Genomic DNA, 21,890 nt, shown 5'->3' with positions numbered 1-21,890 from the left:
TTTTTGATTATTATGTATTTTATAATGAATGCCTAAATACTTGCCTTCATTAATTCTCTGTTCATGCGAGCAATATTCTCTAATGTTATTCCTTTAGGACACTCTACTTCACAAGCTCCAGTATTGGTGCAATTACCAAAACCTTCCAAATCCATTTGAGCTACCATATTACGAACACGATCAGCAGCTTCAATTTGCCCTTGTGGCAACAATGCATATTGAGATACTTTTGCACCAACAAACAACATAGCACTTGAGTTTTTACATGTTGCTACGCAAGCACCACAGCCTATACATGTAGCGGCATCCATAGCCGTATCAGCTGCATGTTTTGAAATTAAAGTACCATTAGCATCTTGAGTATTTCCGGAGGTGTTAACCGATATAAAACCACCAGCTTGTTGTATGCGATCAAATGCGCTTCTATCGACAATTAAATCTTTAATTACAGGGAAAGCGGCAGCACGCCATGGCTCTATATAAATAGTATCTCCATCTTTAAAACTACGCATATGCAGTTGACAAACCGTAATACTTGTATCTGGGCCATGAGCACGTCCGTTGATATACATAGAACACATACCACAAATGCCTTCACGACAGTCGTGATCAAATGCTATAGGCTCTTCATTTTTATCTATAAGATCTTGATTTAATACATCAAGCATTTCAAGAAAAGACATATCTGGAGAAACATCATCAACTTTATAATCAACAATTTTTCCTTTATCGTTAGCGTTTTTTTGACGCCATATTTTTAATGTTAGTTTCATAACTAATCTGTTATTTATAACTTCTTTCTTTTACTTCAATATTTTCGTACTCTAATTCTTCTTTATGGAGAACAGCATCTTTAGGCTCACCTTTGTATTCCCATGCTGATACATACTGAAACTCTTTACGTCTCATAGCTTCTCCCTCTGGTGTTTGATATTCATCTCTAAAATGTCCACCAGCAGATTCTTCTCTTTGTAAAGCATCTTTTGCAAAAAGCTCTCCCAGTTCTAAGAAATCTGCAACTCGGCCAGCTTTAGCCAACTCTTCATTGTATTCATTTGCGCCTCCAGGAATTTTAACATCCTTCCAAAACTCTGCTCTAAGTTCTGCAATTTCTGAAATAGCTTCTTTTAAATCTTTTGCATTTCTTGACATTCCACATTTATTCCACATTATTTTTCCTAATTTCTTGTGGAAATAATCAACTGAATACTTACCGTTATTGTTTATTAACTTATCTAAGTTTGATTTCACTTGATTCTCCGCTTCGTCAAATTCTTTAGAATCTGTTGGTATTGGCCCTGTACGAATGTCATGAGACAAATAATCACCAATGGTGTACGGCAACACAAAATAGCCGTCGGCCAAACCTTGCATTAATGCCGAGGCACCTAGTCTATTAGCGCCGTGATCTGAGAAATTGGCTTCTCCTATAGCATATAATCCAGGAACAGTAGTCATTAAGTTGTAGTCAACCCAAATACCTCCCATTGTATAATGAACTGCAGGATAAATCATCATTGGTGTCTCATATGGGTTCTGATCTACGATTTTTTCATACATCTGGAATAAGTTACCATATTTAGCCTTGATAATATCTTTACCTAATTTAGTAACGACGGCTTTATCATTTTCATCAAGACCTTTAACGTGTGCTTGTTCTTTTCCGTAACGTTCTATAGCCGCTGCAAAATCTAAATACACAGCTTCTCCAGTTTTATTGACACCGTAACCTGCATCACAACGCTCTTTTGCTGCTCTTGATGCTACGTCTCTTGGTACTAAATTACCGAAAGCTGGATAACGACGTTCTAAATAATAATCTCGGTTTTCTTCTGCTATATCAATTGGTTTTAATTTACCTTCTCTAATTGCTAAAACATCCTCCATATTCTTTGGCACCCAAATACGACCATCATTTCTTAAGGATTCAGACATCAATGTTAATTTAGATTGATGATCTCCTGAAACCGGAATACATGTTGGATGAATTTGTGTGAAACATGGGTTTGCGAAAAAAGCACCTTTTTTATGGGCTTTCCACGCAGCTGTTACATTACTACCCATGGCATATGTTGATAAATAAAAGGCATTACCATAACCCCCTGTAGCCAACACAACAGCATGAGCCGAATGACGCTCAATTTCACCAGTTACTAAATTACGTGCTATAATACCTCTTGCTTTTCCATCTACAATAACTACATCTAACATTTCATGGCGACTATACATTTTAATTTTACCACGACCTATTTGACGGTTCATGGCAGAATAAGCACCTAGCAATAATTGTTGACCTGTTTGTCCTTTTGCATAAAACGTTCTGGAAACTAACACCCCTCCAAAAGAACGGTTATCTAATAATCCGCCATAATCACGTGCAAACGGAACACCTTGAGCAACACATTGGTCAATAATATTTGTAGAAACTTCAGCTAATCGATATACGTTGGCTTCGCGAGAACGATAATCGCCACCTTTTACGGTATCATAAAATAATCTATAAGTTGAATCGCCGTCTCCTTGATAATTTTTTGCAGCATTAATTCCACCTTGGGCAGCAATTGAGTGTGCACGTCTTGGAGAATCTTGAAAACAAAATGATTTTACATTATATCCTAACTCAGCTAAGGTTGCAGCAGCTGATCCACCTGCTAATCCAGTTCCAACAATAATAACATCTATAAGTCGTTTATTGGCTGGGTTAACAAGATTAATTTTATCTTTATAAGTTGTCCATTTATCTTTTAGTGGACCTTCTGGTATTCGTGAATTTAAAGCCATGCGTGTTTAAGATTAATGGTTAAAATGATGATAAAGCGCAATAAAAATAAACGCTAATGGAATTATAATTGAATAGACTTTACCAATGGTTTTTAATGTTTTCTTTCTGCCTGCTGTGACACCCATTGATTGAAATGCAGACGTAAATCCATGCCCCAAATGTAAGCCCAATAATATAAATGAAACGACATAAGCAGCAACTCGCCATAGAGGAGTGAACTTATGCTGTAATTCACCAAAGTATCTTGTTGGGTCTTCTGGTAAGACTTCAATATATTTATGATTAATTTCTGGAAACCAGAAATCAATAAAATGTAATAGAATAAATGCTAAAATAACGAGCCCACTGTAAATCATGTTTCTACTCATCCAAGAAGAATTAGCAGCACCATTATTTTTCACATAAGCTATGCCGTTAGATTTTTTATTCCTAAACTCTAGAATAAATCCCATGACAAAATGGAATACGACACCAAAAATTAAAATAGGTTGCATAATAAATTGAACCAACCAGTTTGTTCCCATAAAATGCGACGCTGTATTAAATGCATCTGCACTAAAAACAGATAGTAAATTGATAGAAACATGCATTAATAGGAAAAACATTAGGAAAAAAGCCGATAGCGCCATGGCTACCTTTCTTCCAATCGAAGATTTTAAAAATCCGCTCATTTTTTTTGAAGTTATTTAAATGTACACAAAAATACACTTCAATATTTTTATAGACAAAAACTAAGACACTTAAATAATTATTTAGAATGATTTAAAATAGAGTAAAAATAAAGTCTGATATTATCAAATATATACTGCCTTTAGACCACATATTTAACAAAATAATTACCTAAATAATAAACACATTAATTCTATATTTATTTAACTCAATCAAAAAAGAATAGTTGTAATTTAATCCTTGTGCTTGTTTAAAACCGTGTTATATAGTTTTAAGACGTTAAAAATGAAACAAAATTTATGATTTCTCAAAAAATCATGGAATTACCATGTTGTTCCAATCTCGATTTTATAATTTTATGCTTAAATTAAATATTTATGAAATATCATCCTATAAAACAAAGTCTCTTTGTTGAAAACCGAAAAAATTTTACATCTCAGATGAAGCCAAATAGTTTGGCTGTATTCAATTCAAATGATATTTATCCCATAGGCGCAGATAGTACGATGCCTTTTGAGCAAAGTCGTGATATATTTTATTTAAGTGGTGTTGACCAAGAAGAAAGTATTTTAGTGTTATTTCCAAACTGCCCAAAAGAAAAGCATCGTGAAATTTTATTTCTAAAAGAAACGAACGACCATATTGCTGTTTGGGAAGGAGAAAAACTAACCAAGGAAGCCGCTTTTGAAACGAGTGGCATTAAAACTGTTTATTGGCTTCAAGACATGGAAAAAATCATGTTTGAACTCATGACACAATGTGATACCGTTTATATTAACACCAACGAACATTATCGTGCCAATGTAGAAACCGAAACCCGCGAAGATCGTTATACAAAATGGTTAAAAGCAAAATATCCTGCACATTCTGTAGCTAAAAGTGCTCCTATTTTACAAAGATTACGTTCTGTTAAAAGTCAAATAGAATTAGATTTAATTCAACAAGCCTGCGATATTACAGAAAAAGGCTTTAGACGTGTTTTAAATTTTGTAAAACCTAATGTTTGGGAGTACGAAATAGAAGCCGAATTTATGCACGAATTCTTAAGAAACAGATCGAAAAAATTTGCTTATACGCCTATTATCGCATCAGGAAACAATGCTAATGTATTGCATTACATTGAAAATAATCAACAGTGTAAAGCAGGTGATTTAATTTTGTTAGATGTTGGAGCGGAATACGCTAATTACTCGAGTGATATGACCCGAACTATTCCTGTTTCTGGTAAATTTACCGATAGACAAAAGGAGGTATACAATGCAGTAAAACGCGTTAAAAATGAAGCGACCAAAATGTTGGTTCCAGGTACAGATTGGGCAGAGTACCATGCAGAAGTGGGGAAACTTATGACCTCAGAGTTATTAGGACTAAAACTTCTAGACCAAGCGGATGTTAAAAATGAAAATCCAGACTGGCCTGCGTACAAAAAATACTTTATGCACGGAACCTCACACCATATGGGATTAGATACGCATGATTATGGTATTTTAACAGAACCTATGCAAGAAAACATGGTGTTTACTGTAGAGCCCGCTATTTATATTCCAAAAGAAGGTTTCGGAATTCGTTTAGAAGACGATGTGGTGATTCAAAAAACAGGAGAACCTTTTAACTTAATGCGCAATATTCCTATTGAAATAGAGGAAATTGAAGACATCATGAATTCATAAAAAAGAATAAAGGGTCGTTTTTAAACGACCCTTTTTGCTAACCTGACTAAATTTTAATTTTAAAGAGTGACTAATTCAAATAAATAATGGTTTAGTTTGCCTAGCGTTGTTATTTTATCGTCGGCGTTTATTAATAACGAAATATTATTGTTACTACCTCCGTATGAAATCATTCTTATTTTAACATCTTGTAATATTTGAAATAACTTATAGGTTTCATGATGGTTTACGATAGAATGACCAACCAAACAAACAATAGTCTGTTTTTTATCAACTTCAACCACAGAAAACTTTTCAAGTTCGCGTAAAATTTTATCTAAATTTTTATCATCATCTATAGTCAAAGATATGGCTACCTCAGAGGTTGTAATCATATCGATAGCTGTTTCATAGACTTCAAAAATTTCAAATACTTTTCTAAGAAAACCATGTGCTAATAACATTCTACCCGACTTTATTTTGATGGCTGTAATGTTATCTTTTGCAGCAATAGCTTTTACACCATTTTCAATATGGTTATCATTTATCAACGTTCCAAAAGCCTGAGGATTCATCGTGTTTTTTAAACGAACCGGAATATTATCAGCTCTAACAGGAGTAACCGTTTGCGGATGCAATATTTTAGCCCCAAAATAAGCTAGTTCCGCAGCTTCGTCAAATGATAAATTTGAAATTGGCTTAGTATTCTCAACATATCTTGGGTCGTTGTTATGCATACCGTCAATATCTGTCCAAATTTCAACTTCTTCGGCTTTAATTACAGCCCCTATAATTGTAGCTGTATAATCACTTCCACCACGTTGTAAATTTGAAATATTTCCTTCTTCATCTAAACAAATAAAACCTTGTGTAATATATATATTGGCTTTTGGAGTTTGTTGAAAAACAGACTCAAAATCTTGTTTGATATAAAACAAATCTGGCTCCTTATTTTTATCAATACGCATAAAACTGAGTGCAGGCAATAATGTTGATTTTATGCCTTCTTGTGCCAAATAATTATGAAACATATAGGTAGAAAGCAATTCGCCTTGAGCAACAATTTGATTTTCTAGGTGAAGTGAATACTCTTGATAAGTGCATTCAACTAAAAAGTTGAAAATTTCAGTAACATATTTTTTAACCTCCGCATTTAATGACTCATTATAAAGTAAATTATCTATGGTGCTAAAATAGGTTTCGTGTAATTTATTTATTTTTTCAATGGCCTCATTAGGCTTATCATTTAAAATGTTATTTGCTATTGATACCAAAATATTGGTTGTACCAGACATGGCTGATAAAACCACAATTTTCTTCTTACCATCATTAATTATGTTTTTAACATTACACATGTTTTCAACAGAACCAACAGAAGTGCCTCCAAATTTTAATACTTTCATTTTAATTAATTTATTGAGCGAAAGTATACTACATAACTCAAAATATAATATTTATTAAAAAAAATGATTACTTTTGCACAAATTGTTAAATAATTAACATGAAAACGGTATCTAACTGTGTGGAAGACATTTTAATAGCGCAACCTTACTTAGAAGAAGCGCTTTCCAGAAACATTATAAACTTTAGTGCTTTAGCTATAGAATTAACGGAGCCAATAAGTAAAATGTTAAAAAAGGAGGTTAAACCCGGCGCTATTATGATGGCGTTAAGGCGCTATAATCCGCCTGTTTCTCTAACGAATTCTGTAAAGATGAAAAAGGTGATTCAGAATTTAGGTGACATAACCGTACGATCCAATTTAACGGACTTTACCGTTAAAAATTCTGAAACACTGATTAATAATCACGCTCAAATTTTGGAAAAAATAAATGAAGAGCCTCAATTATTTTACACGTTTACTCGAGGTATTCATGAAAGTAATATTATTGTTTCCAGTAGTTTAAATGACTATATTAACAGTCATTTTCAAAATGAAACATTTATTGCCATACAAGAAGGACTAACGGCCATTAGTATAAACTTACCTGAAGATAACTCTAAAATTGCAGGTTTATATTATCATTTTTTTAAACGATTAGCTTGGGAAGGCGTCGTACTTTATGAGGTTATTTCAACCACTAATGAATTTACTATTTTGGTTGAAGAAGACTATGTTGACAATGCATTTCTAGCCATTAAACGGTTTAAAAACTAGATTTAAGATTCTTTATTTATCATTGGCATTTGCACCTGTTTCATTGGTGAACTTAATGTTTTATTTACAACTCTTTCTCTCATAAGTTGTTTGTCTGTAAAATGTCTAGAAATATTTTTGATTATATCTGTATAGTTATCCTCTTTAGAAGACTCATGATAAAAAACTTTAATAGATCTACAATTTTTATGTTCAAAAAGAGTATTCAAAAGAACTCTATCTGACAATCCGCATGAATGTCCTAGTACACAAATTTGATATCTATTTGAATTAATAAAAGCTAGTAAATAATTATAGTTTGAATTTTGTGAATATTGAAAAGATTTGAAATTCTTTAAATATTCATTATCGTCAATATTTTCGATTAGCTTGTAATCATCATCAATTTCGTCTCCAAAACCAAATATGATTGAATCGCTTTCATTTAAAATACTATTGTGAATATAATTCAATTTAACTTCGATTTTTCCTTCATTCATTATTGAAAAATACACTTGAGCAGTTGGAGTGTAATTGAAACACAAAAAATATGATTGATTAAAGAAAGCCCCTTCCTTTTGATCGTCATACAAGTTCATCAATTCTTGAACATCCTCATCATCAGTGAATTCAAAAAATATCTTTGATTTGTCATCAAGGCTGATTGAAAATGGCATCATAATATCATAATATTCTTTCCAATAGCGACTACCTAAATTATCTGAAAAGTCATATTTATCAATTACCTCATTTTTCATGTATTTAATGAACAAATCTTTTATTTGGCTAAATTCAATGTTAAGTTTTTTAACCAACTTCTTTCTACCTCTCAAAAAATCTTCATCTGATTGACCTAAATTTAATTTAGGTGATTTAGCAATTTTCTTTAATTCATAATAATATAAATTTTCAACATCTACCCAATTGTAAATTGCTTTATGAGTATTTAATTTTTTAAAAAATTCATTTCGAAACTTAAAAATAGGGTGAGATCTCGATCTATCTTTATAATATTGATGATTTATTTTGTCATAAAAATATCCATATTCTTTACAATGTTCTTCAATATTTGCAACAATATTATCAAAAGAATTTATCGAGTTGTAATTTAGAAAGCCTGAATTAATTTCATCTACATATACAATCTTTTTAATATATTCCTCTTCGTAATTTATGGTAATTTTTTTCCAAAAATCATCAACAAAATGATTATAAGAAGTTGGTAATCCGTGAGCTAAATCAAAACCATTGCCAATAATAAATATTTTATTCATCCGTTGTGTTAAAAAAATAGTTGATTTGTTTTTTTAAAATTTTAAATTATCTCTTTCTAAGATACTTTAATTTTAGTAGAAGACAAACACATTTCGATGACTACTTAATTATAACAATTAAACGGTTTAAAAACTAGATTTAAGATTCTTTAGTAAGTCTCTCTTAATATTTAGCCAATACAGGTTCCGGTATTTCTATATGGTCACTATACATTTGCCAAATTTTAAAACCTCCAGCAACATTTAAAACATTGGTCACACCATTGTTTCTAAGAATTAATTCGGCTAAATAACCTCTTAAGCCTTTTTGACAAAAAATGACAACTTTTTTATCTTGACTTTTAATAAAATCAACCTGCTTTCTTATTTGGTCTAGTGGATAATTTATAGCTCCAGGAATGGTTCCTTTTTCGTATTCATCAACCGTTCTTGAATCTATTAGTAAATAATCTTCTTTAGAATGATTGTTAATAAAAGCTTCTAAGTCTTCTACAGAAATTTGCTCGCTTCTATTGTTTAAAATATTCTCTGTTACATAACTTGTCACCACAACGGGGTCTTTGGCTGGTGAAAATGGTGGTGCGTATGCTAAATCTAATTGCGCTAAATCGGTTATTTTTAATTTAGCGTAAATAGCCGTACTTAATACATCTACACGTTTATCTACACCAACTTCTCCAAAGAGTTCTGCTCCTAAAATTTCTTCGGTTTCCGGATTATAATAAATTTCAGTAATTAAATCCTTTTGACCTGGATAATAGCTGGGTGTTGAACCTGCCACAGACAACACTGTTTTAAAAGCAATTCCTTTTTCGGTTAAGGTAGTTGCATTCATTCCTGTTCTTGCTAAGGTATAATCAAACACTTTTACAATGGCTGTTTTGTAAGCGCCTTTAAACGAAATATTCCTTCCAACGGCATTCGCACCTGCAGCTCTACCTGCTTTATTAGAATGTGTTCCTAAAGGAAAATAATCAAATTCGTTAGTTTGTAAATTTTTAATTGATACATTATCGCCTGCAGCATACACATCCTTTAGCGATGTTTCCATAAACTCATTTACTTTTAACGCACCGTTACCAATGGTTTCTGCACCTTCCTGTATTAGTAAATCTGTATTGGGTTTAATACCAACACTTAAAATCACAAAATCGGTTGGAATTTGTCTTCCTTCTTTCGTAACGACCGCTTTTATTTTTCCGTTTTCGTCAATATCAAATTTAGACACTAAACTTTCTGTTAAGACTTCAATACCTTCAGAGGTTAAAACGTTTGCTGCGAAGTTTCCAAATTTTTGTTGCCACATATTAAGAACATGCGTGGAACCTTCAATTAACGTTACTTTTTTACCAGCTTCTTTTAAATTTTCAGCAACTTCAACTCCAATTAAACCAGCACCAATAACTGTTATATGTTTTGATTCTTTGGTTAAGCCTTCTTTTGTGATTTTATCAAAATCGAACATAGAACGACATGTGGACCAATTATTTGCCAATTTTATATTTCCAATAGGCGGCACAATAGAACTGGCCCCAGTTGCGAAAATTAGTTTATCGTATTCATAATCTGAAATATTTGAATACACTACTTTATTTTTGGTATCTATTTTTACAATTTCTTCGTTAAGATGCACATCAATATTAAATCTATTTTGAAGTAATTCTGGTTTCACAACCATTAATTGATCTCTACTTTCTATCACTCCTGAAAACGCATACGGCATACCACAAGTTGCATAACTTATATTAGCTCCTTTTTCAAACAACATAATTTCAGCTTGTTCATTTTCCCTTCTTGCCTTTGCTGCTGCAGATGGTCCTGCCGATAAACCTCCAATGACTATAATTTTTTCCATTTTTTTCTAATTTATACGCAAATTTGAGCTAAATATTTTGATTGGAATGTAATCTTTATCACTATAACGATTGCGCTGTTTTTTTATCATTTGATAGCGATTTTATACTTTCGTATAATTTTGTAGTTAATAAACACCTGAAACATAATAGCCTATAGAATCTCAAAAGATCACAGAATTAAAACACAAATAAAAGAGACTGTTTTAAACTAAAAAATCTTTAAATAACACAAAGATAAATACATAGCTTTGTTTAGTTTTATTGATAACGCAATGATATCTTTGTCCAACACTTTTAAAAAATGATTTTACAACACAAAGGCATAAAGATATTTTACACCGATCATGGACAAGGAATACCCGTTGTTTTACTGCACGGATTTTTAGAGAATACGAGCATGTGGCAACCTTTTATTACGGAACTATCAAAAAAGAATAGGATTATCTGTATTGATTTACTTGGACATGGTAAAACAGAATGTTTAGGTTATGTGCATAGTATGGAATTAATGGCCGAAGCCGTAAAAGCTGTTCTTGACTTTTTGAATATTAAAAACTCTATTTTTATTGGGCACTCCATGGGTGGTTATGTGGCGTTAGCTTTTGCTGAAAAATTTAAAAAACAAGTTCTTGGTTTATGCCTTATGAACTCAACCGCAGAAGATGATACTACTGAACGTAAAAAAAATAGAGATCGTGCTATTCTTGCGGTAAAAGAGAATCATAAATCGTTTATACGGATTGCTATTGTAAATTTATTTAGACCAAAAAACAGAAGACTATTTTCAAAAGAAATTAAACACATCAAAGAAGAAGCTTTAAAAATGCCCGTACAAGGTATTGTAGCTGCTCTTGAAGGCATGAAAGTAAGAAAGAATAGAATAGAAATATTCAGAGATGGCAATTTCAAAAAGCTAATGATAATAAGCAAAAAAGATCCTGTTTTAGATTACGAAGCTTTAAAAAAGCAAAGCGAGAAGTCAACTATTGAAATTGTTGAATTTCCGGATGGGCACATGAGTCACGTAGAAAATAAGAGCTTATTCCTACGTACTATATTGCATTTCGTCGAAAAAATATAACCTTTAAACGTTTTTGTAGTTTTTTTTTCTATATTTATATCCTAAATAAACCAAATGCACATGAAAAAAACTACAAATAAACCAGCATTCATACCAACCATGTATTGCAATCTGTTTGGTCATGATTTTGTAGTATCTAAAAAAGTTACCTACTTTGTTAAAGAATACACTTGTACACATTGCAAAAAACAATTGACAACTAACAGTAATGGCCATCTCACAGAACTTACGCCCAAGTTTAAAGAAATAAATGCCATTTTAGAGCGCATTCATAACTCCAGGCTGGAACGTTCAAAGGAGAAATTGATCACTTCATCGATTTAACAATACACTGCTTTAATCATCAAAAACGTTTTTATAACTTAGGAGCTCTCCAAAAGTTATTAATTTAAAAAGCAAACGTTTTTTTATGAAACACATTCAATGTAAGGTATTTGGTCACGATTATCGTATAACCAGAAATGTCACCTATCATGTCAAAGAGTACACTTGTAAAAATTGTAAAAAACAGTTAACTACTAACGGAAATGGCTCTTTAATTGAACTTTCTCCTAAGTTTAAAGAAATCAATGATGTTTTAGAACGAATTCATAATAAACGTAAAGAAAAATCAAAAGAGAAAATAGTTTTTAATGACTTATTAGTTTTTAGGCACTAAAATTTTTCCATCCTTGGGCCTTAATAGGAATTCTTGTTTCTGCTCTTGTTACAAGATGCAACCCAGCCTCTTTTTCTTTTATAAAACCAATAACTGTTAAATTAGGATTGGCTTTTATTTTAGGGAAATCGTCTTGCGATATAGTAAACAACAATTCATAATCTTCGCCTCCATTTAAAGCAACCGTAGTACTATCAATATTAAATTCCTCACAGGTTGAAATTACAGTAGGATCTAATGGAATTTTTTCTTCAAACAAATCACAACCTACATTGCTTTGCTTACACAAGTGAATAATCTCTGAAGACAAACCATCACTAATGTCAATCATCGACGTTGGTTTTACCTCTAAGTCTTTTAGCAACTTAACAATATCTTTTCTTGCTTCAGGTTTTAATTGACGCTCAATAATATAGGTGTAAGGTTCTAAATCTGGTTGATTATTGGGGTTTACTTTATAAACTTCCTTTTCTCTTTCTAAAACCTGCAAGCCCATGTAAGCTCCTCCCAAATCTCCTGTTACAACCAATAAATCATTTGGTTTAGCACCACTTCTATACACTTCATTGTCATCTTTAACAATACCAATGGCAGTAACTGAAATTAATAAACCTTTTGTTGATGAAGTTGTGTCTCCTCCAACAACGTCAATATTATAAATTGATGCAGCCGTTTCTATACCAGCATACAATTCTTCTAAAGCTTCTAACGGAAATCTATTTGAGACAGCAACTGAGACTGTAATTTGAGTTGGTGTTGCATTCATGGCATAAACATCGGACAAATTAACTATAACTGCTTTATAGCCTAAATGTTTTAAAGGCATATAACTTAAATCAAAGTGTACGCCTTCAACTAACAAATCTGTCGTAACAACAATTTTTTCATTTTTAAAATCTAAAACTGCTGCATCATCACCAATACCTTTGATGGTTGACTTATGATTTATTTTAAAATTCTTAGTTAAATGATCTATAAGTCCAAATTCACCTAAATCACTTAAAGCTGTGCGCTGTTGGTTTTTATCTTCTATCATGCTGCAAAAATAAGAAGCTTATTTGTATAATTTAACAATAATCTTCTCTTTCTAAATCCATAAGAAAAACCTATAAACGCATTTACTAATATAATGTTAGTATATGTGGAAATCCATGACTTATATTGTATATTTGTACTCTATTTAGAAACCTTCTTAATAAAAAAAAGAGGATAATAGTATTGAAAATTTCATTTATCAACCAATAAAAATTAACATTAAAGGGGTGAAACCCACATAATAAATATGATTAAAGTTTCAGATACAGCTAAGAAAAAAGTCATTGAACTTATGCAAGAAGACGGTTATAATCCAGCTTCTGATTATGTACGTGTTGGTGTAAAAAGTGGCGGTTGTTCTGGTTTATCTTACGATTTAAAGTTTGATAAAGAGAATCATGAAGGCGATAAAGTTTTTGTAGATAATGATGTGAAAATTATTGTAGACAAGAAAAGCTTTTTATACCTTATAGGTACCACGCTTGAATATTCAGGTGGACTTAACGGAACGGGGTTTGTTTTTAACAACCCAAATGCAAACAGAACTTGTGGTTGTGGCGAGTCTTTTTCGCTATAAAACAATCATATTGAACAACAAATACAATGAGTAAATATACTGAAGACGATTTAAGAGAAGAACTTAAAACCAAAGAGTACGAATATGGATTTTATACGGATATAGAATCTGATACGTTTCCTATTGGTTTAAATGAAGATATTGTAAGAGCGATTTCTCTCAAAAAAGAAGAACCTCAATGGATGACTGATTGGAGAATTGAATCATTTCGTGCTTGGGAAAAAATGGTTGAGCCAGATTGGGCCAATGTTAAATACGTAAAGCCAGATTTTCAAGCCATATCTTATTACTCGGCTCCAAACAAAAAACCAAAGTACAATAGTCTTGATGAAGTTGATCCTGAATTATTAGCAACCTTTGCTAAACTAGGAATTTCATTGGATGAACAAAAAAAATTGAGTGGGGTTGCTATGGATGTCGTTGTTGATTCGGTTTCTGTTGCTACAACATTTAAAAAAACCTTAGCCGAAAAAGGTATCATATTTTGCTCGATTAGCGAAGCTATCAAAGAACACCCTGAATTAGTAAAAAAATATATTGGAACTGTTGTTCCGCAAAAAGACAACTTTTATGCCGCTTTAAATAGCGCCGTATTTAGTGACGGTTCTTTTTGTTATGTGCCAAAAGGCGTCAAATGCCCAATGGAATTGTCTACGTACTTCAGAATTAATCAAGCAGGAACTGGTCAATTTGAAAGAACCCTTGTTATTGCAGATAAAGGTAGTTATGTAAGCTATCTGGAAGGGTGTACCGCGCCTAGTAGAGATGAAAATCAGTTACACGCAGCCGTTGTAGAATTAATAGCATTAGATGATGCCGAAATAAAATACAGCACCGTTCAAAACTGGTATCCAGGAAATTCTGAAGGTAAAGGTGGTGTCTATAATTTTGTGACTAAACGTGGGTTATGTGAGAAAAATGCAAAAATTTCTTGGACTCAGGTAGAAACAGGAAGTGCCGTTACTTGGAAGTATCCAAGTTGTGTATTAAAAGGCGATAACTCTGTTGGTGAATTCTATTCAATTGCTGTAACCAACAATCACCAACAAGCTGATACAGGTACTAAAATGGTTCACTTAGGTAAAAACACGAGATCTACCATTATTTCAAAAGGTATTTCGGCAGGTAAATCACAAAATAGTTATCGCGGTTTAGTGCAAGTTCATGCACGTGCTAAAAATGCAAGAAACTTTTCGCAATGTGATAGTTTGCTTATGGGTAATGACTGTGGTGCTCACACATTCCCATACATAGAAGCAAAAAACAAAACCGCTAGAATAGAACATGAAGCTACAACCAGTAAAATTGGTGAAGACCAAATTTTTTATTGTAACCAACGTGGTATCGATACAGAAAAGGCCATTGCCTTAATTGTAAATGGTTTTAGTAAAGAAGTTCTTAATAAACTCCCAATGGAGTTTGCTGTAGAAGCTCAAAAATTATTAGAAATAAGTTTAGAAGGGTCTGTTGGATAATAAAGACATCTGTACAACTTTAAAAAACAAAGAATTTAGAATTAGCGTTCATATAAAATAAAAACAATGTTAAAAATTAATAATCTACACGCAAGTGTTGAAGATAAATCGATTTTAAAAGGTATAAATCTGGAAATAAATCCAGGTGAAGTTCATGCTATTATGGGCCCTAACGGCTCTGGAAAAAGCACATTAGCATCGGTTATTGCAGGCAAAGAAGACTATGAAGTTACTAAAGGAACCATTCTTTTTGAAGGTGAAGATATTGAAGAATTAGCTGCCGAAGATCGTGCTCACAAAGGTATCTTTTTGTCCTTTCAATATCCAGTTGAAATACCAGGTGTTTCAGTAACTAATTTTATAAAAACAGCTATCAATGAGTCTCGTAAAGCTAAAGGACTTGAAGACATGCCTGCAAAAGACATGTTGAAACTGATTCGTGAAAAAGCAGAGTTGTTGGAAATGGACAGAAAGTTTTTATCGCGCTCATTAAACGAAGGGTTTTCTGGAGGCGAGAAAAAGCGTAATGAAATATTTCAAATGGCAATGCTAGAACCCAAATTAGCTATCCTTGATGAAACAGATTCTGGTCTTGATATTGATGCGCTACGCATTGTTGCTAATGGTGTTAACAAACTAAAAAGTAAAGACAACGCTGTATTAGTCATTACGCATTACCAACGTTTATTAGATTATATCGTACCAGATTTTGTACATGTATTACATAACGGTAAAATTGTAAAATCCGGAACTAAAGAACTAGCTCATGAGTTAGAAGCAAAAGGATACGATTGGATTAAAGAAGAAGTGAACGCTTAAAAAAAAGCAAATGGATTTAAAAGAAAAACTAATATCATCCTTCTGGGCTTTTGAAAATCATTTAGACGAAGATTCTTATTTACACTCTATTAGAACCAACGCTATTAAAAATTTTCAAGAACAAGGCTTTCCTTCAAAAAAAGAAGAGTCTTGGAAATACACTTCATTAAATAGTCTTTTAAAAAACGACTTTAGTGTATTCCCTAAACAGGAAAATGCTATTGAATATAATGATGTAAAAAAATATTTCATTCATGATATAGATTCTTATAAAATTGTCTTTATCGATGGAAAATATTCATCACACCTATCTCAAACAACACACGATGGTATGGATATTTGTTTGATGTCATCGGCATTATCAAAACCAAAATACCGTATTTTAATTGAAAATTATTTTAATAAGATTGCTAAACAAGAAAGTTTAACATCTTTAAATACAGCGTTTTCAAGTGAAGGTGCCTATATTCATATTCCAAAAAATAAAATGGTGGCTAAGCCTATTCAAATCATCCATTTTTCAACAGGAAATGAATCGGCAATCATGTTACAACCACGTAATTTAATTGTGGTCGATGAGAATTCTCATGTACAAATTATCGAACGTCATCAAAGTTTAAATGATAATCCTGTGCTAACCAATAGCGTTTCAGAACTTTTTATAAACAAACGTGCTATTGTAGATTATTATAAAATTCAAAACGATAATCAAAATGCGTCTTTAATTGATAATACATATATCAAGCAAAAGCAAGAAAGTATTTGTTCGGTTCATACATTCTCATTTGGCGGAAAATTAACTCGAAATAATCTTAATTTCTCGCAACAAGGTGAACGTATTAATTCTACACTAAAAGGAATTACTATTATTGGCGACAAACAGCATGTAGACCACAATACTTTGGTTCACCATATGGAGCCTAACTGTGAAAGTCATCAAGATTACAAAGGTGTTTTTGGCGAAAATTCTACGGGAGTTTTCAACGGTAAAATTATTGTCGATAAAATTGCTCAAAAAACCAATGCTTTTCAATCCAATAAAAACATTTTAGTTAGTGATAAAGCAACCATCAATACGAAGCCTCAACTAGAGATTTTTGCAGACGATGTAAAATGTTCTCACGGTTGTACTATTGGTCAGTTAGATGAAAGTGCCATGTTTTATTTACGTTCGCGCGGAATCCCACAAAAGGAAGCTAAGGCCTTACTTATGTACGCCTTTAGTAACAACGTGTTGAATTCGGTTAAAATACCAGAAATAAAACAACGCATTACCAAAATTATTGCTAACAAACTGGGCGTTAATATCGGATTTGATTTGTAATTCTTGCGCAAGCAGGAATCTCTTAATAAGAACTAAATTTTTATTTTTTTGAAGCTATTTCCCGCTATACGCTTTATCTTTTTTGCCAAAAAAAGCAAAAAAGGATATCGCTGCTATCGGGGCTAAACACAACGCTATGTTCAACGTAGAAACCATTCGAAAAGACTTCCCCATACTTTCTCGAAAAGTCAATGGCAAACCTTTGGTGTATTTTGATAATGCAGCCACCTCGCAAACACCACAACAAGTAATAGATGTTATCGTTGATTATTATTCAAATTACAACGCCAATATTCATCGTGGCGTACACACGTTAAGTCAAGAAGCAACCGACAAATACGAGCAAGCAAGACAAAAAATTCAAGCGCATTTTAACGCTAAGTTTATACATGAAATTATATTCACATCAGGCACAACACACAGTATTAATTTAGTAGCAAACGGTTTTTCTTCCATCTTAAAAAAAGACGATGAAATTATTGTTTCTGCCCTAGAACACCACAGTAATATTGTGCCTTGGCAAATGTTATGCGAACGCACGGGAGCCATTTTAAAAGTGATTCCTATGAACTTAGAAGGCGAATTGATACTTTCTGAATACGACAAACTACTCTCTAAAAATACGAAACTAGTTTTTGTAAATCATGTATCAAACGCTCTTGGAACTATTAATCCTATAAAAACTATCATTGAAAAAGCGCATCACGTTGGTGCAGCCGTTTTAATTGATGGCGCACAGGCTTGCCCGCATATAATCCCAGATGTTCAAGCTTTAGATGCAGATTTTTATGTGGCTTCCGCTCATAAAATGTGTGGTCCAACAGGTGTTGGCATGCTTTACGGAAAAGAAGAATGGCTTAACAAATTACCACCATATCAAGGTGGTGGTGAAATGATTGCTGAGGTGACGTTCGAAAAAACAACCTATGCAGATTTACCTCATAAGTTTGAAGCTGGAACCCCAAATATTTGTGGCGGTATTGCTTTTGGAGCTGCTATAGATTATATGAATGCTATAGGTTTTGAAACGATTGCTGCTTACGAACATGAGCTACTTGCATACGCTACCGAAAAACTTCTTGAGATAGATGGTCTGAAAATTTACGGAACGTCTAAACAGAAAGCATCCGTTATTTCATTTAATCTTGAAGGCATTCATCCCTATGATGTTGGAACCATTTTAGACAAAATGGGAATTGCTGTAAGAACAGGGCATCACTGCACACAACCTATTATGGATTACTTTAAAATACCTGGAACCGTTAGAGCCTCCTTCGCTTTTTATAACACAAAAGAGGAAATTGATTCTTTAGTTACAGCAGTTAAAAAGGCTAATATGATGTTGGCTTAAAATCTTGGCCTTCTTTTTGTAGTTTCTTAATGTAAAAACATGAGTATGAAAATTATTGTAATATTATTAAGTTTCCTTACTTTAAATAATTGTAATAGCACTAAGATTGCATCTAATTTAAATCAGAAACAACAAAATTCACAGGTCATGCTAAATGGCGAATACATTGTAAAAACACTGCGTAATGAAGATGTTACAAAATACAACTTGGAATTAAATTTTATTGACACCTTACAAAAAGTAAATGGTTTCTCTGGTTGCAATCGTTTTTTTGGAAATTACTCATATCATTCATCCAATCTTTCATTTAGTCCTTTAGCAAGTACAAAAATGTTTTGCTCCGAGGACAACAATAAAATTGAATCAAAATTCCTTGAGGTTCTATCAACAATCAATCATATAAAACGCAATGATTCTATTATAGAATTAATTAGTAATTCCGATGTTGTTTTAACAATGGTTAAAACACAAAAAAGCACCAATATTACTTTTGAATATTCTGCCCTTTCAAGAGGTTTTTACAAACTCATAACCATAAATAAAAAAGAAATAACAGTCATTAATAAACGTAATACAAAACCAATTATTAAAACCTGTAGTGACAACGCTTGGGAGAATATTATAAACACTCTTAAAACGGTTGATCTTGAAAACATCCCTAATTTAAAAGCGCCAACTGAAAATCGCTTTTTTGATGGCGCTGCAATTGCAAACTTAAAAATAACAATCGACGGAACCACCTATGAGACAGCAAGTTTCGATCATGGTCATCCGCCCAAAGAAATCGAACCTCTTGTTAAAGAAATCCTATCAATTTCAGAAAATATTGAATAGCAACATTTCTTATTGTATTTTTGTTTAAAATGATGATTATGACTATTGAAGACATACAAAATGAAATTATTGATGAGTTCTCCATGTTTGAGGACTGGGAGGAACGCTATCAATATATGATTGATTTAGGGAAAGATTTACCATTAATTGACGACCAATATAAAACCGATAGTAATATTATAAAAGGTTGCCAAAGTAAAGTTTGGGTACATGCTGAAATGAATGATGACAAAATACAGTTTACAGCCGATAGTGATGCTATTATAACCAAAGGAATTATTGCTATTTTAATTAGAGTATTTTCAAATCAGCATCCTAAAGATATTATTGATGCCGATATGGACTTTATAGAGAAAATAGGATTAAAAGAACATTTATCGCCAACTAGAGCTAATGGTTTAGTAAGTATGATAAAACAGTTAAAAATGTATGCCATAGCATACCAAACACAACTTAAATAAGTTTATAAAGATGAGTGAACCAACAATAAATACCACAGAATTAGGAGAGAAAATAGTAGGCGTTTTAAAAACAATTTATGACCCCGAAATTCCCGTAGACATCTATGAATTAGGATTGATTTATGATGTTTTTGTTAACGAAGATTATGATGTTAAAATCTTAATGACCTTAACAACTCCTAATTGTCCTGTTGCAGAAACTTTACCACTAGAAGTTGAAGAAAAAATCAAATCACTTGACGCTGTAAAAAGTGCCGAAGTAGAAATTACCTTTGATCCGCCTTGGACACATGAGTTGATGAGTGAAGAAGCAAAGCTTGAATTAGGGATGCTTTAATTCATTTTATTTAAAATGCAAGACGAAATCATTAATCGCGTAGCGAATAGCAAATTAATTACTGTCAACCTTGAAGACTATTATCCTGAAGGCAAACGTGTTCTGTTTGATATTAAAGACTGGTTGTTTGAAGGATTTGTGCTGCGTGAGAAGGACTTTAGAAACCAAGTGACGCAATATGACTGGTCTCAATTAAAAGATACTTATGTAGCGCTAACCTGCAGCAGTGATGCCATTATTCCTGCTTGGGCATTTATTTTAATCAGTATTCACTTAGAGCCTTTTGCTAAAAAAATAATTATTGGTAGCCTAGAGCTACTTGAAACCTCAATTTACCAAGATGTTTTAAACCCTTTAGATGTTTCAGAATTCAAAGACAAACCTGTTATTATTAAAGGTTGTTCTAAAAAACCAGTGCCTCAAAATGCTTATATTATGTTAGCCAACAAACTTAAACCAGTGGCTAAATCTATCATGTATGGAGAAGCCTGTTCTTCTGTGCCGTTGTATAAAAACAAGTAATACATTCTTCACTAGTTAATTACTTTTTATGTTTTATCTTTGCGCGTTAAAAAATTAATTTTCATTAACAAATGAATAAGAAATCACTTTTAATTTTAGCATTATTTTTAACTACATCATTAAGTTTTTCTCAAACTTTAGAAGAGCTAAAAGCAACACTTGCTGTACAAAAAGACTCTCTTAAAATCGCTCAAGATCGTGTTAACACAACCCAAGGTAAAATTGATGCCTTTCCAGGCTGGAAAAAAGGAGCTTTTGGAACTGTTGGAGGAAGCGTTTCTAGCTTTAATAACTGGTATGCTCAAAAAGCACCTAACAACAAGTCTGGTAATGTTGGTTTTACCATTAATGCTTTTGCTAATCTTGATACAGAATCCTTCTTTTGGAGAAATGCAGGAAATATGCATTTGTCTTGGGTTAAGTTTGATGATAAAGACAATCCGAATGATAATAAAAGATGGCGCGAAGCTACAGATGTTTTCAATATATCTTCGTTATATGGACAAAAATTAAGTGAAACATTTGCGCTTTCTGGCTTAGGCGAGTACAGAACAACTATTTTAAACAACTTTAATAATCCTGGATATCTCGATGCTGGTATTGGAGCAACTTTAACACCAATTAAAGACCTTGTTATTGTTATTCATCCATTAAACTACAACTTAGTATTTAGTAAATCAGATGCCATTTTTCAATCATCTTATGGTGCAAAAATACTTATAGATTATACCAGACAAATAAAGGAAATTAGTTTCAAAACTAATTTATCTATGTTCCAAAGTTACAAGAGTTCAGATTTATCAAACTGGACTTGGAACAACTCTTTCGGTTACACTTTGTGGAAAATGATAGGAGTTGGTTTTGACTTTGGATTGAGAAGTAACAAACAGGAAGCCTTAAAGTTTAATGCTATTAATTATGATGCAACAAGTGGAGATCCTGAGCCAACGTTTGATACTATTAGTAATAAACTTCAATCATATTGGATTCTTGGCTTAAACTATAAATTTTAATTATTAGACTCTGGAATAAAATTAGAATTTAATTAT

Annotated in this window: 22 protein-coding genes; 15 read left to right on the top strand and 7 right to left on the bottom strand. The window is 32.4% G+C overall.

What is annotated here, in order from left to right; genetic code table 11:
• Nucleotides 1-32 precede the first annotated feature (32 nt).
• The 3 genes from G5V56_RS02180 to G5V56_RS02170 are packed head-to-tail and all read right to left on the bottom strand — an operon-like array spanning nucleotide 33 to nucleotide 3,453.
• Complete coding sequence (locus tag G5V56_RS02180) at nucleotides 33-773, bottom strand: succinate dehydrogenase/fumarate reductase iron-sulfur subunit (protein ID WP_166960617.1); 741 nt, start codon at nucleotides 771-773, stop codon at nucleotides 33-35.
• A gap of 10 nt (nucleotides 774-783) precedes the next feature.
• Nucleotides 784-2,781, bottom strand: coding sequence for a fumarate reductase/succinate dehydrogenase flavoprotein subunit (locus G5V56_RS02175; RefSeq protein ID WP_166960614.1), 1,998 nt, complete (start codon nucleotides 2,779-2,781; stop codon nucleotides 784-786).
• 12 nt (nucleotides 2,782-2,793) lie between these two features.
• A complete protein-coding gene (locus G5V56_RS02170) occupies nucleotides 2,794-3,453 on the bottom strand; it encodes a succinate dehydrogenase cytochrome b subunit (protein WP_166960611.1) in 660 nt (219 codons plus the stop codon).
• A gap of 375 nt (nucleotides 3,454-3,828) precedes the next feature.
• On the opposite strand from G5V56_RS02170, the gene G5V56_RS02165 reads away from it, so the two are divergent.
• The gene (locus tag G5V56_RS02165) at nucleotides 3,829-5,121 is read left to right on the top strand and encodes an aminopeptidase P family protein (RefSeq protein ID WP_166960608.1); all 1,293 of its coding nucleotides are present in this window, start codon (nucleotides 3,829-3,831) and stop codon (nucleotides 5,119-5,121) included.
• A 59-nt stretch (nucleotides 5,122-5,180) separates the two neighbouring features.
• Here the strand turns inward: G5V56_RS02165 and G5V56_RS02160 are convergent, their stop codons facing one another.
• Nucleotides 5,181-6,503 (bottom strand): aspartate kinase, encoded by a 1,323-nt coding sequence (locus G5V56_RS02160; RefSeq protein WP_166960605.1) that lies wholly within the window; start codon nucleotides 6,501-6,503, stop codon nucleotides 5,181-5,183.
• A gap of 98 nt (nucleotides 6,504-6,601) precedes the next feature.
• On the opposite strand from G5V56_RS02160, the gene G5V56_RS02155 reads away from it, so the two are divergent.
• A complete protein-coding gene (locus tag G5V56_RS02155; RefSeq protein WP_166960602.1) occupies nucleotides 6,602-7,258 on the top strand; it encodes a hypothetical protein in 657 nt (218 codons plus the stop codon).
• A gap of 2 nt (nucleotides 7,259-7,260) precedes the next feature.
• Here the strand turns inward: G5V56_RS02155 and G5V56_RS02150 are convergent, their stop codons facing one another.
• Together G5V56_RS02150 and G5V56_RS02145 are read right to left on the bottom strand one after the other, a co-directional pair.
• On the bottom strand, nucleotides 7,261-8,511 hold the full coding sequence (locus G5V56_RS02150; protein WP_166960599.1) for an AbiH family protein: 1,251 nt from the start codon (nucleotides 8,509-8,511) through the stop codon (nucleotides 7,261-7,263).
• 163 nt (nucleotides 8,512-8,674) lie between these two features.
• Nucleotides 8,675-10,366, bottom strand: coding sequence for an FAD-dependent oxidoreductase (locus G5V56_RS02145; protein ID WP_166960596.1), 1,692 nt, complete (start codon nucleotides 10,364-10,366; stop codon nucleotides 8,675-8,677).
• 302 nt (nucleotides 10,367-10,668) lie between these two features.
• On the opposite strand from G5V56_RS02145, the gene G5V56_RS02140 reads away from it, so the two are divergent.
• The 3 genes from G5V56_RS02140 to G5V56_RS02130 all read left to right on the top strand — a co-directional run bounded on the left by G5V56_RS02140 (nucleotide 10,669) and on the right by G5V56_RS02130 (nucleotide 12,106).
• The gene (locus G5V56_RS02140) at nucleotides 10,669-11,448 is read left to right on the top strand and encodes an alpha/beta fold hydrolase (protein WP_166960593.1); all 780 of its coding nucleotides are present in this window, start codon (nucleotides 10,669-10,671) and stop codon (nucleotides 11,446-11,448) included.
• Between the two features lie 60 nt (nucleotides 11,449-11,508).
• Nucleotides 11,509-11,772: a hypothetical protein gene (locus G5V56_RS02135; RefSeq protein ID WP_166960590.1), complete on the top strand. Its 264-nt coding sequence runs from the start codon at nucleotides 11,509-11,511 to the stop codon at nucleotides 11,770-11,772.
• 85 nt (nucleotides 11,773-11,857) lie between these two features.
• Nucleotides 11,858-12,106 (top strand): hypothetical protein, encoded by a 249-nt coding sequence (locus tag G5V56_RS02130; protein ID WP_166960587.1) that lies wholly within the window; start codon nucleotides 11,858-11,860, stop codon nucleotides 12,104-12,106.
• Here G5V56_RS02130 and thiL read toward each other — a convergent pair.
• Nucleotides 12,096-13,142, bottom strand: coding sequence for a thiamine-phosphate kinase (gene thiL, locus G5V56_RS02125; RefSeq protein ID WP_166960584.1), 1,047 nt, complete (start codon nucleotides 13,140-13,142; stop codon nucleotides 12,096-12,098). The two genes, G5V56_RS02130 and thiL, sit on opposite strands and share 11 nt — an antisense overlap.
• 246 nt (nucleotides 13,143-13,388) lie before the next feature.
• On the opposite strand from thiL, the gene G5V56_RS02120 reads away from it, so the two are divergent.
• The 10 genes from G5V56_RS02120 (at nucleotide 13,389) to G5V56_RS02075 (ending at nucleotide 21,854) form a co-directional block, all read left to right on the top strand.
• Complete coding sequence (locus G5V56_RS02120; protein WP_166960582.1) at nucleotides 13,389-13,718, top strand: HesB/IscA family protein; 330 nt, start codon at nucleotides 13,389-13,391, stop codon at nucleotides 13,716-13,718.
• A gap of 26 nt (nucleotides 13,719-13,744) precedes the next feature.
• A complete protein-coding gene (gene sufB / locus G5V56_RS02115) occupies nucleotides 13,745-15,193 on the top strand; it encodes a Fe-S cluster assembly protein SufB (protein ID WP_166960579.1) in 1,449 nt (482 codons plus the stop codon).
• Nucleotides 15,194-15,259: 66 nt separating this feature from the next.
• Nucleotides 15,260-16,012 carry a Fe-S cluster assembly ATPase SufC gene (gene sufC / locus G5V56_RS02110; protein ID WP_166960576.1) on the top strand — a complete coding sequence of 251 codons (753 nt, stop codon included), beginning with the start codon at nucleotides 15,260-15,262 and terminating at the stop codon, nucleotides 16,010-16,012.
• A 10-nt stretch (nucleotides 16,013-16,022) separates the two neighbouring features.
• Nucleotides 16,023-17,336, top strand: a complete 1,314-nt coding sequence (gene sufD, locus G5V56_RS02105) for a Fe-S cluster assembly protein SufD (protein ID WP_166960572.1) — start codon at nucleotides 16,023-16,025, stop codon at nucleotides 17,334-17,336.
• Between the two features lie 136 nt (nucleotides 17,337-17,472).
• On the top strand, nucleotides 17,473-18,687 hold the full coding sequence (locus tag G5V56_RS02100) for an aminotransferase class V-fold PLP-dependent enzyme (RefSeq protein WP_166960569.1): 1,215 nt from the start codon (nucleotides 17,473-17,475) through the stop codon (nucleotides 18,685-18,687).
• Between the two features lie 45 nt (nucleotides 18,688-18,732).
• Nucleotides 18,733-19,521, top strand: coding sequence for an META domain-containing protein (locus G5V56_RS02095; RefSeq protein WP_166960566.1), 789 nt, complete (start codon nucleotides 18,733-18,735; stop codon nucleotides 19,519-19,521).
• 38 nt (nucleotides 19,522-19,559) lie between these two features.
• Nucleotides 19,560-19,982 (top strand): SufE family protein, encoded by a 423-nt coding sequence (locus G5V56_RS02090; protein WP_166960563.1) that lies wholly within the window; start codon nucleotides 19,560-19,562, stop codon nucleotides 19,980-19,982.
• Nucleotides 19,983-19,992: 10 nt separating this feature from the next.
• Nucleotides 19,993-20,319 (top strand): DUF59 domain-containing protein, encoded by a 327-nt coding sequence (locus G5V56_RS02085; protein WP_166960560.1) that lies wholly within the window; start codon nucleotides 19,993-19,995, stop codon nucleotides 20,317-20,319.
• Between the two features lie 15 nt (nucleotides 20,320-20,334).
• Entirely contained in the window at nucleotides 20,335-20,841 is a 507-nt protein-coding gene (locus tag G5V56_RS02080) for a DUF2480 family protein (RefSeq protein ID WP_166960557.1), read from the top strand.
• 71 nt (nucleotides 20,842-20,912) lie between these two features.
• Nucleotides 20,913-21,854 carry a DUF3078 domain-containing protein gene (locus tag G5V56_RS02075; RefSeq protein ID WP_166960554.1) on the top strand — a complete coding sequence of 314 codons (942 nt, stop codon included), beginning with the start codon at nucleotides 20,913-20,915 and terminating at the stop codon, nucleotides 21,852-21,854.
• Nucleotides 21,855-21,890: the final 36 nt, after the last annotated feature.

The sequence above is a fragment of the Yeosuana marina genome (assembly GCF_011762485.1).
GTDB classification, from domain to species: Bacteria; Bacteroidota; Bacteroidia; order Flavobacteriales; family Flavobacteriaceae; genus Yeosuana; species Yeosuana marina.
The sequence above is the reverse complement of the archived record's forward strand: the minus strand, read 5'-3'. Positions and strand labels throughout refer to the sequence as shown.

What these genes read in the sequence shown, in the direction of transcription:
- G5V56_RS02180 (WP_166960617.1), bottom strand. Translation starts at nt 773, where the DNA reads ATGAAACTAACATTAAAAATATGGCGTCAAAAAAACGCTAACGATAAA.
- G5V56_RS02175 (WP_166960614.1), bottom strand. Translation starts at nt 2,781, where the DNA reads ATGGCTTTAAATTCACGAATACCAGAAGGTCCACTAAAAGATAAATGG.
- G5V56_RS02170 (WP_166960611.1), bottom strand. Translation starts at nt 3,453, where the DNA reads ATGAGCGGATTTTTAAAATCTTCGATTGGAAGAAAGGTAGCCATGGCG.
- G5V56_RS02165 (WP_166960608.1), top strand. Translation starts at nt 3,829, where the DNA reads ATGAAATATCATCCTATAAAACAAAGTCTCTTTGTTGAAAACCGAAAA.
- G5V56_RS02160 (WP_166960605.1), bottom strand. Translation starts at nt 6,503, where the DNA reads ATGAAAGTATTAAAATTTGGAGGCACTTCTGTTGGTTCTGTTGAAAAC.
- G5V56_RS02155 (WP_166960602.1), top strand. Translation starts at nt 6,602, where the DNA reads ATGAAAACGGTATCTAACTGTGTGGAAGACATTTTAATAGCGCAACCT.
- G5V56_RS02150 (WP_166960599.1), bottom strand. Translation starts at nt 8,511, where the DNA reads ATGAATAAAATATTTATTATTGGCAATGGTTTTGATTTAGCTCACGGA.
- G5V56_RS02145 (WP_166960596.1), bottom strand. Translation starts at nt 10,366, where the DNA reads ATGGAAAAAATTATAGTCATTGGAGGTTTATCGGCAGGACCATCTGCA.
- G5V56_RS02140 (WP_166960593.1), top strand. Translation starts at nt 10,669, where the DNA reads ATGATTTTACAACACAAAGGCATAAAGATATTTTACACCGATCATGGA.
- G5V56_RS02135 (WP_166960590.1), top strand. Translation starts at nt 11,509, where the DNA reads ATGAAAAAAACTACAAATAAACCAGCATTCATACCAACCATGTATTGC.
- G5V56_RS02130 (WP_166960587.1), top strand. Translation starts at nt 11,858, where the DNA reads ATGAAACACATTCAATGTAAGGTATTTGGTCACGATTATCGTATAACC.
- thiL (WP_166960584.1), bottom strand. Translation starts at nt 13,142, where the DNA reads ATGATAGAAGATAAAAACCAACAGCGCACAGCTTTAAGTGATTTAGGT.
- G5V56_RS02120 (WP_166960582.1), top strand. Translation starts at nt 13,389, where the DNA reads ATGATTAAAGTTTCAGATACAGCTAAGAAAAAAGTCATTGAACTTATG.
- sufB (WP_166960579.1), top strand. Translation starts at nt 13,745, where the DNA reads ATGAGTAAATATACTGAAGACGATTTAAGAGAAGAACTTAAAACCAAA.
- sufC (WP_166960576.1), top strand. Translation starts at nt 15,260, where the DNA reads ATGTTAAAAATTAATAATCTACACGCAAGTGTTGAAGATAAATCGATT.
- sufD (WP_166960572.1), top strand. Translation starts at nt 16,023, where the DNA reads ATGGATTTAAAAGAAAAACTAATATCATCCTTCTGGGCTTTTGAAAAT.
- G5V56_RS02100 (WP_166960569.1), top strand. Translation starts at nt 17,473, where the DNA reads ATGTTCAACGTAGAAACCATTCGAAAAGACTTCCCCATACTTTCTCGA.
- G5V56_RS02095 (WP_166960566.1), top strand. Translation starts at nt 18,733, where the DNA reads ATGAAAATTATTGTAATATTATTAAGTTTCCTTACTTTAAATAATTGT.
- G5V56_RS02090 (WP_166960563.1), top strand. Translation starts at nt 19,560, where the DNA reads ATGACTATTGAAGACATACAAAATGAAATTATTGATGAGTTCTCCATG.
- G5V56_RS02085 (WP_166960560.1), top strand. Translation starts at nt 19,993, where the DNA reads ATGAGTGAACCAACAATAAATACCACAGAATTAGGAGAGAAAATAGTA.
- G5V56_RS02080 (WP_166960557.1), top strand. Translation starts at nt 20,335, where the DNA reads ATGCAAGACGAAATCATTAATCGCGTAGCGAATAGCAAATTAATTACT.
- G5V56_RS02075 (WP_166960554.1), top strand. Translation starts at nt 20,913, where the DNA reads ATGAATAAGAAATCACTTTTAATTTTAGCATTATTTTTAACTACATCA.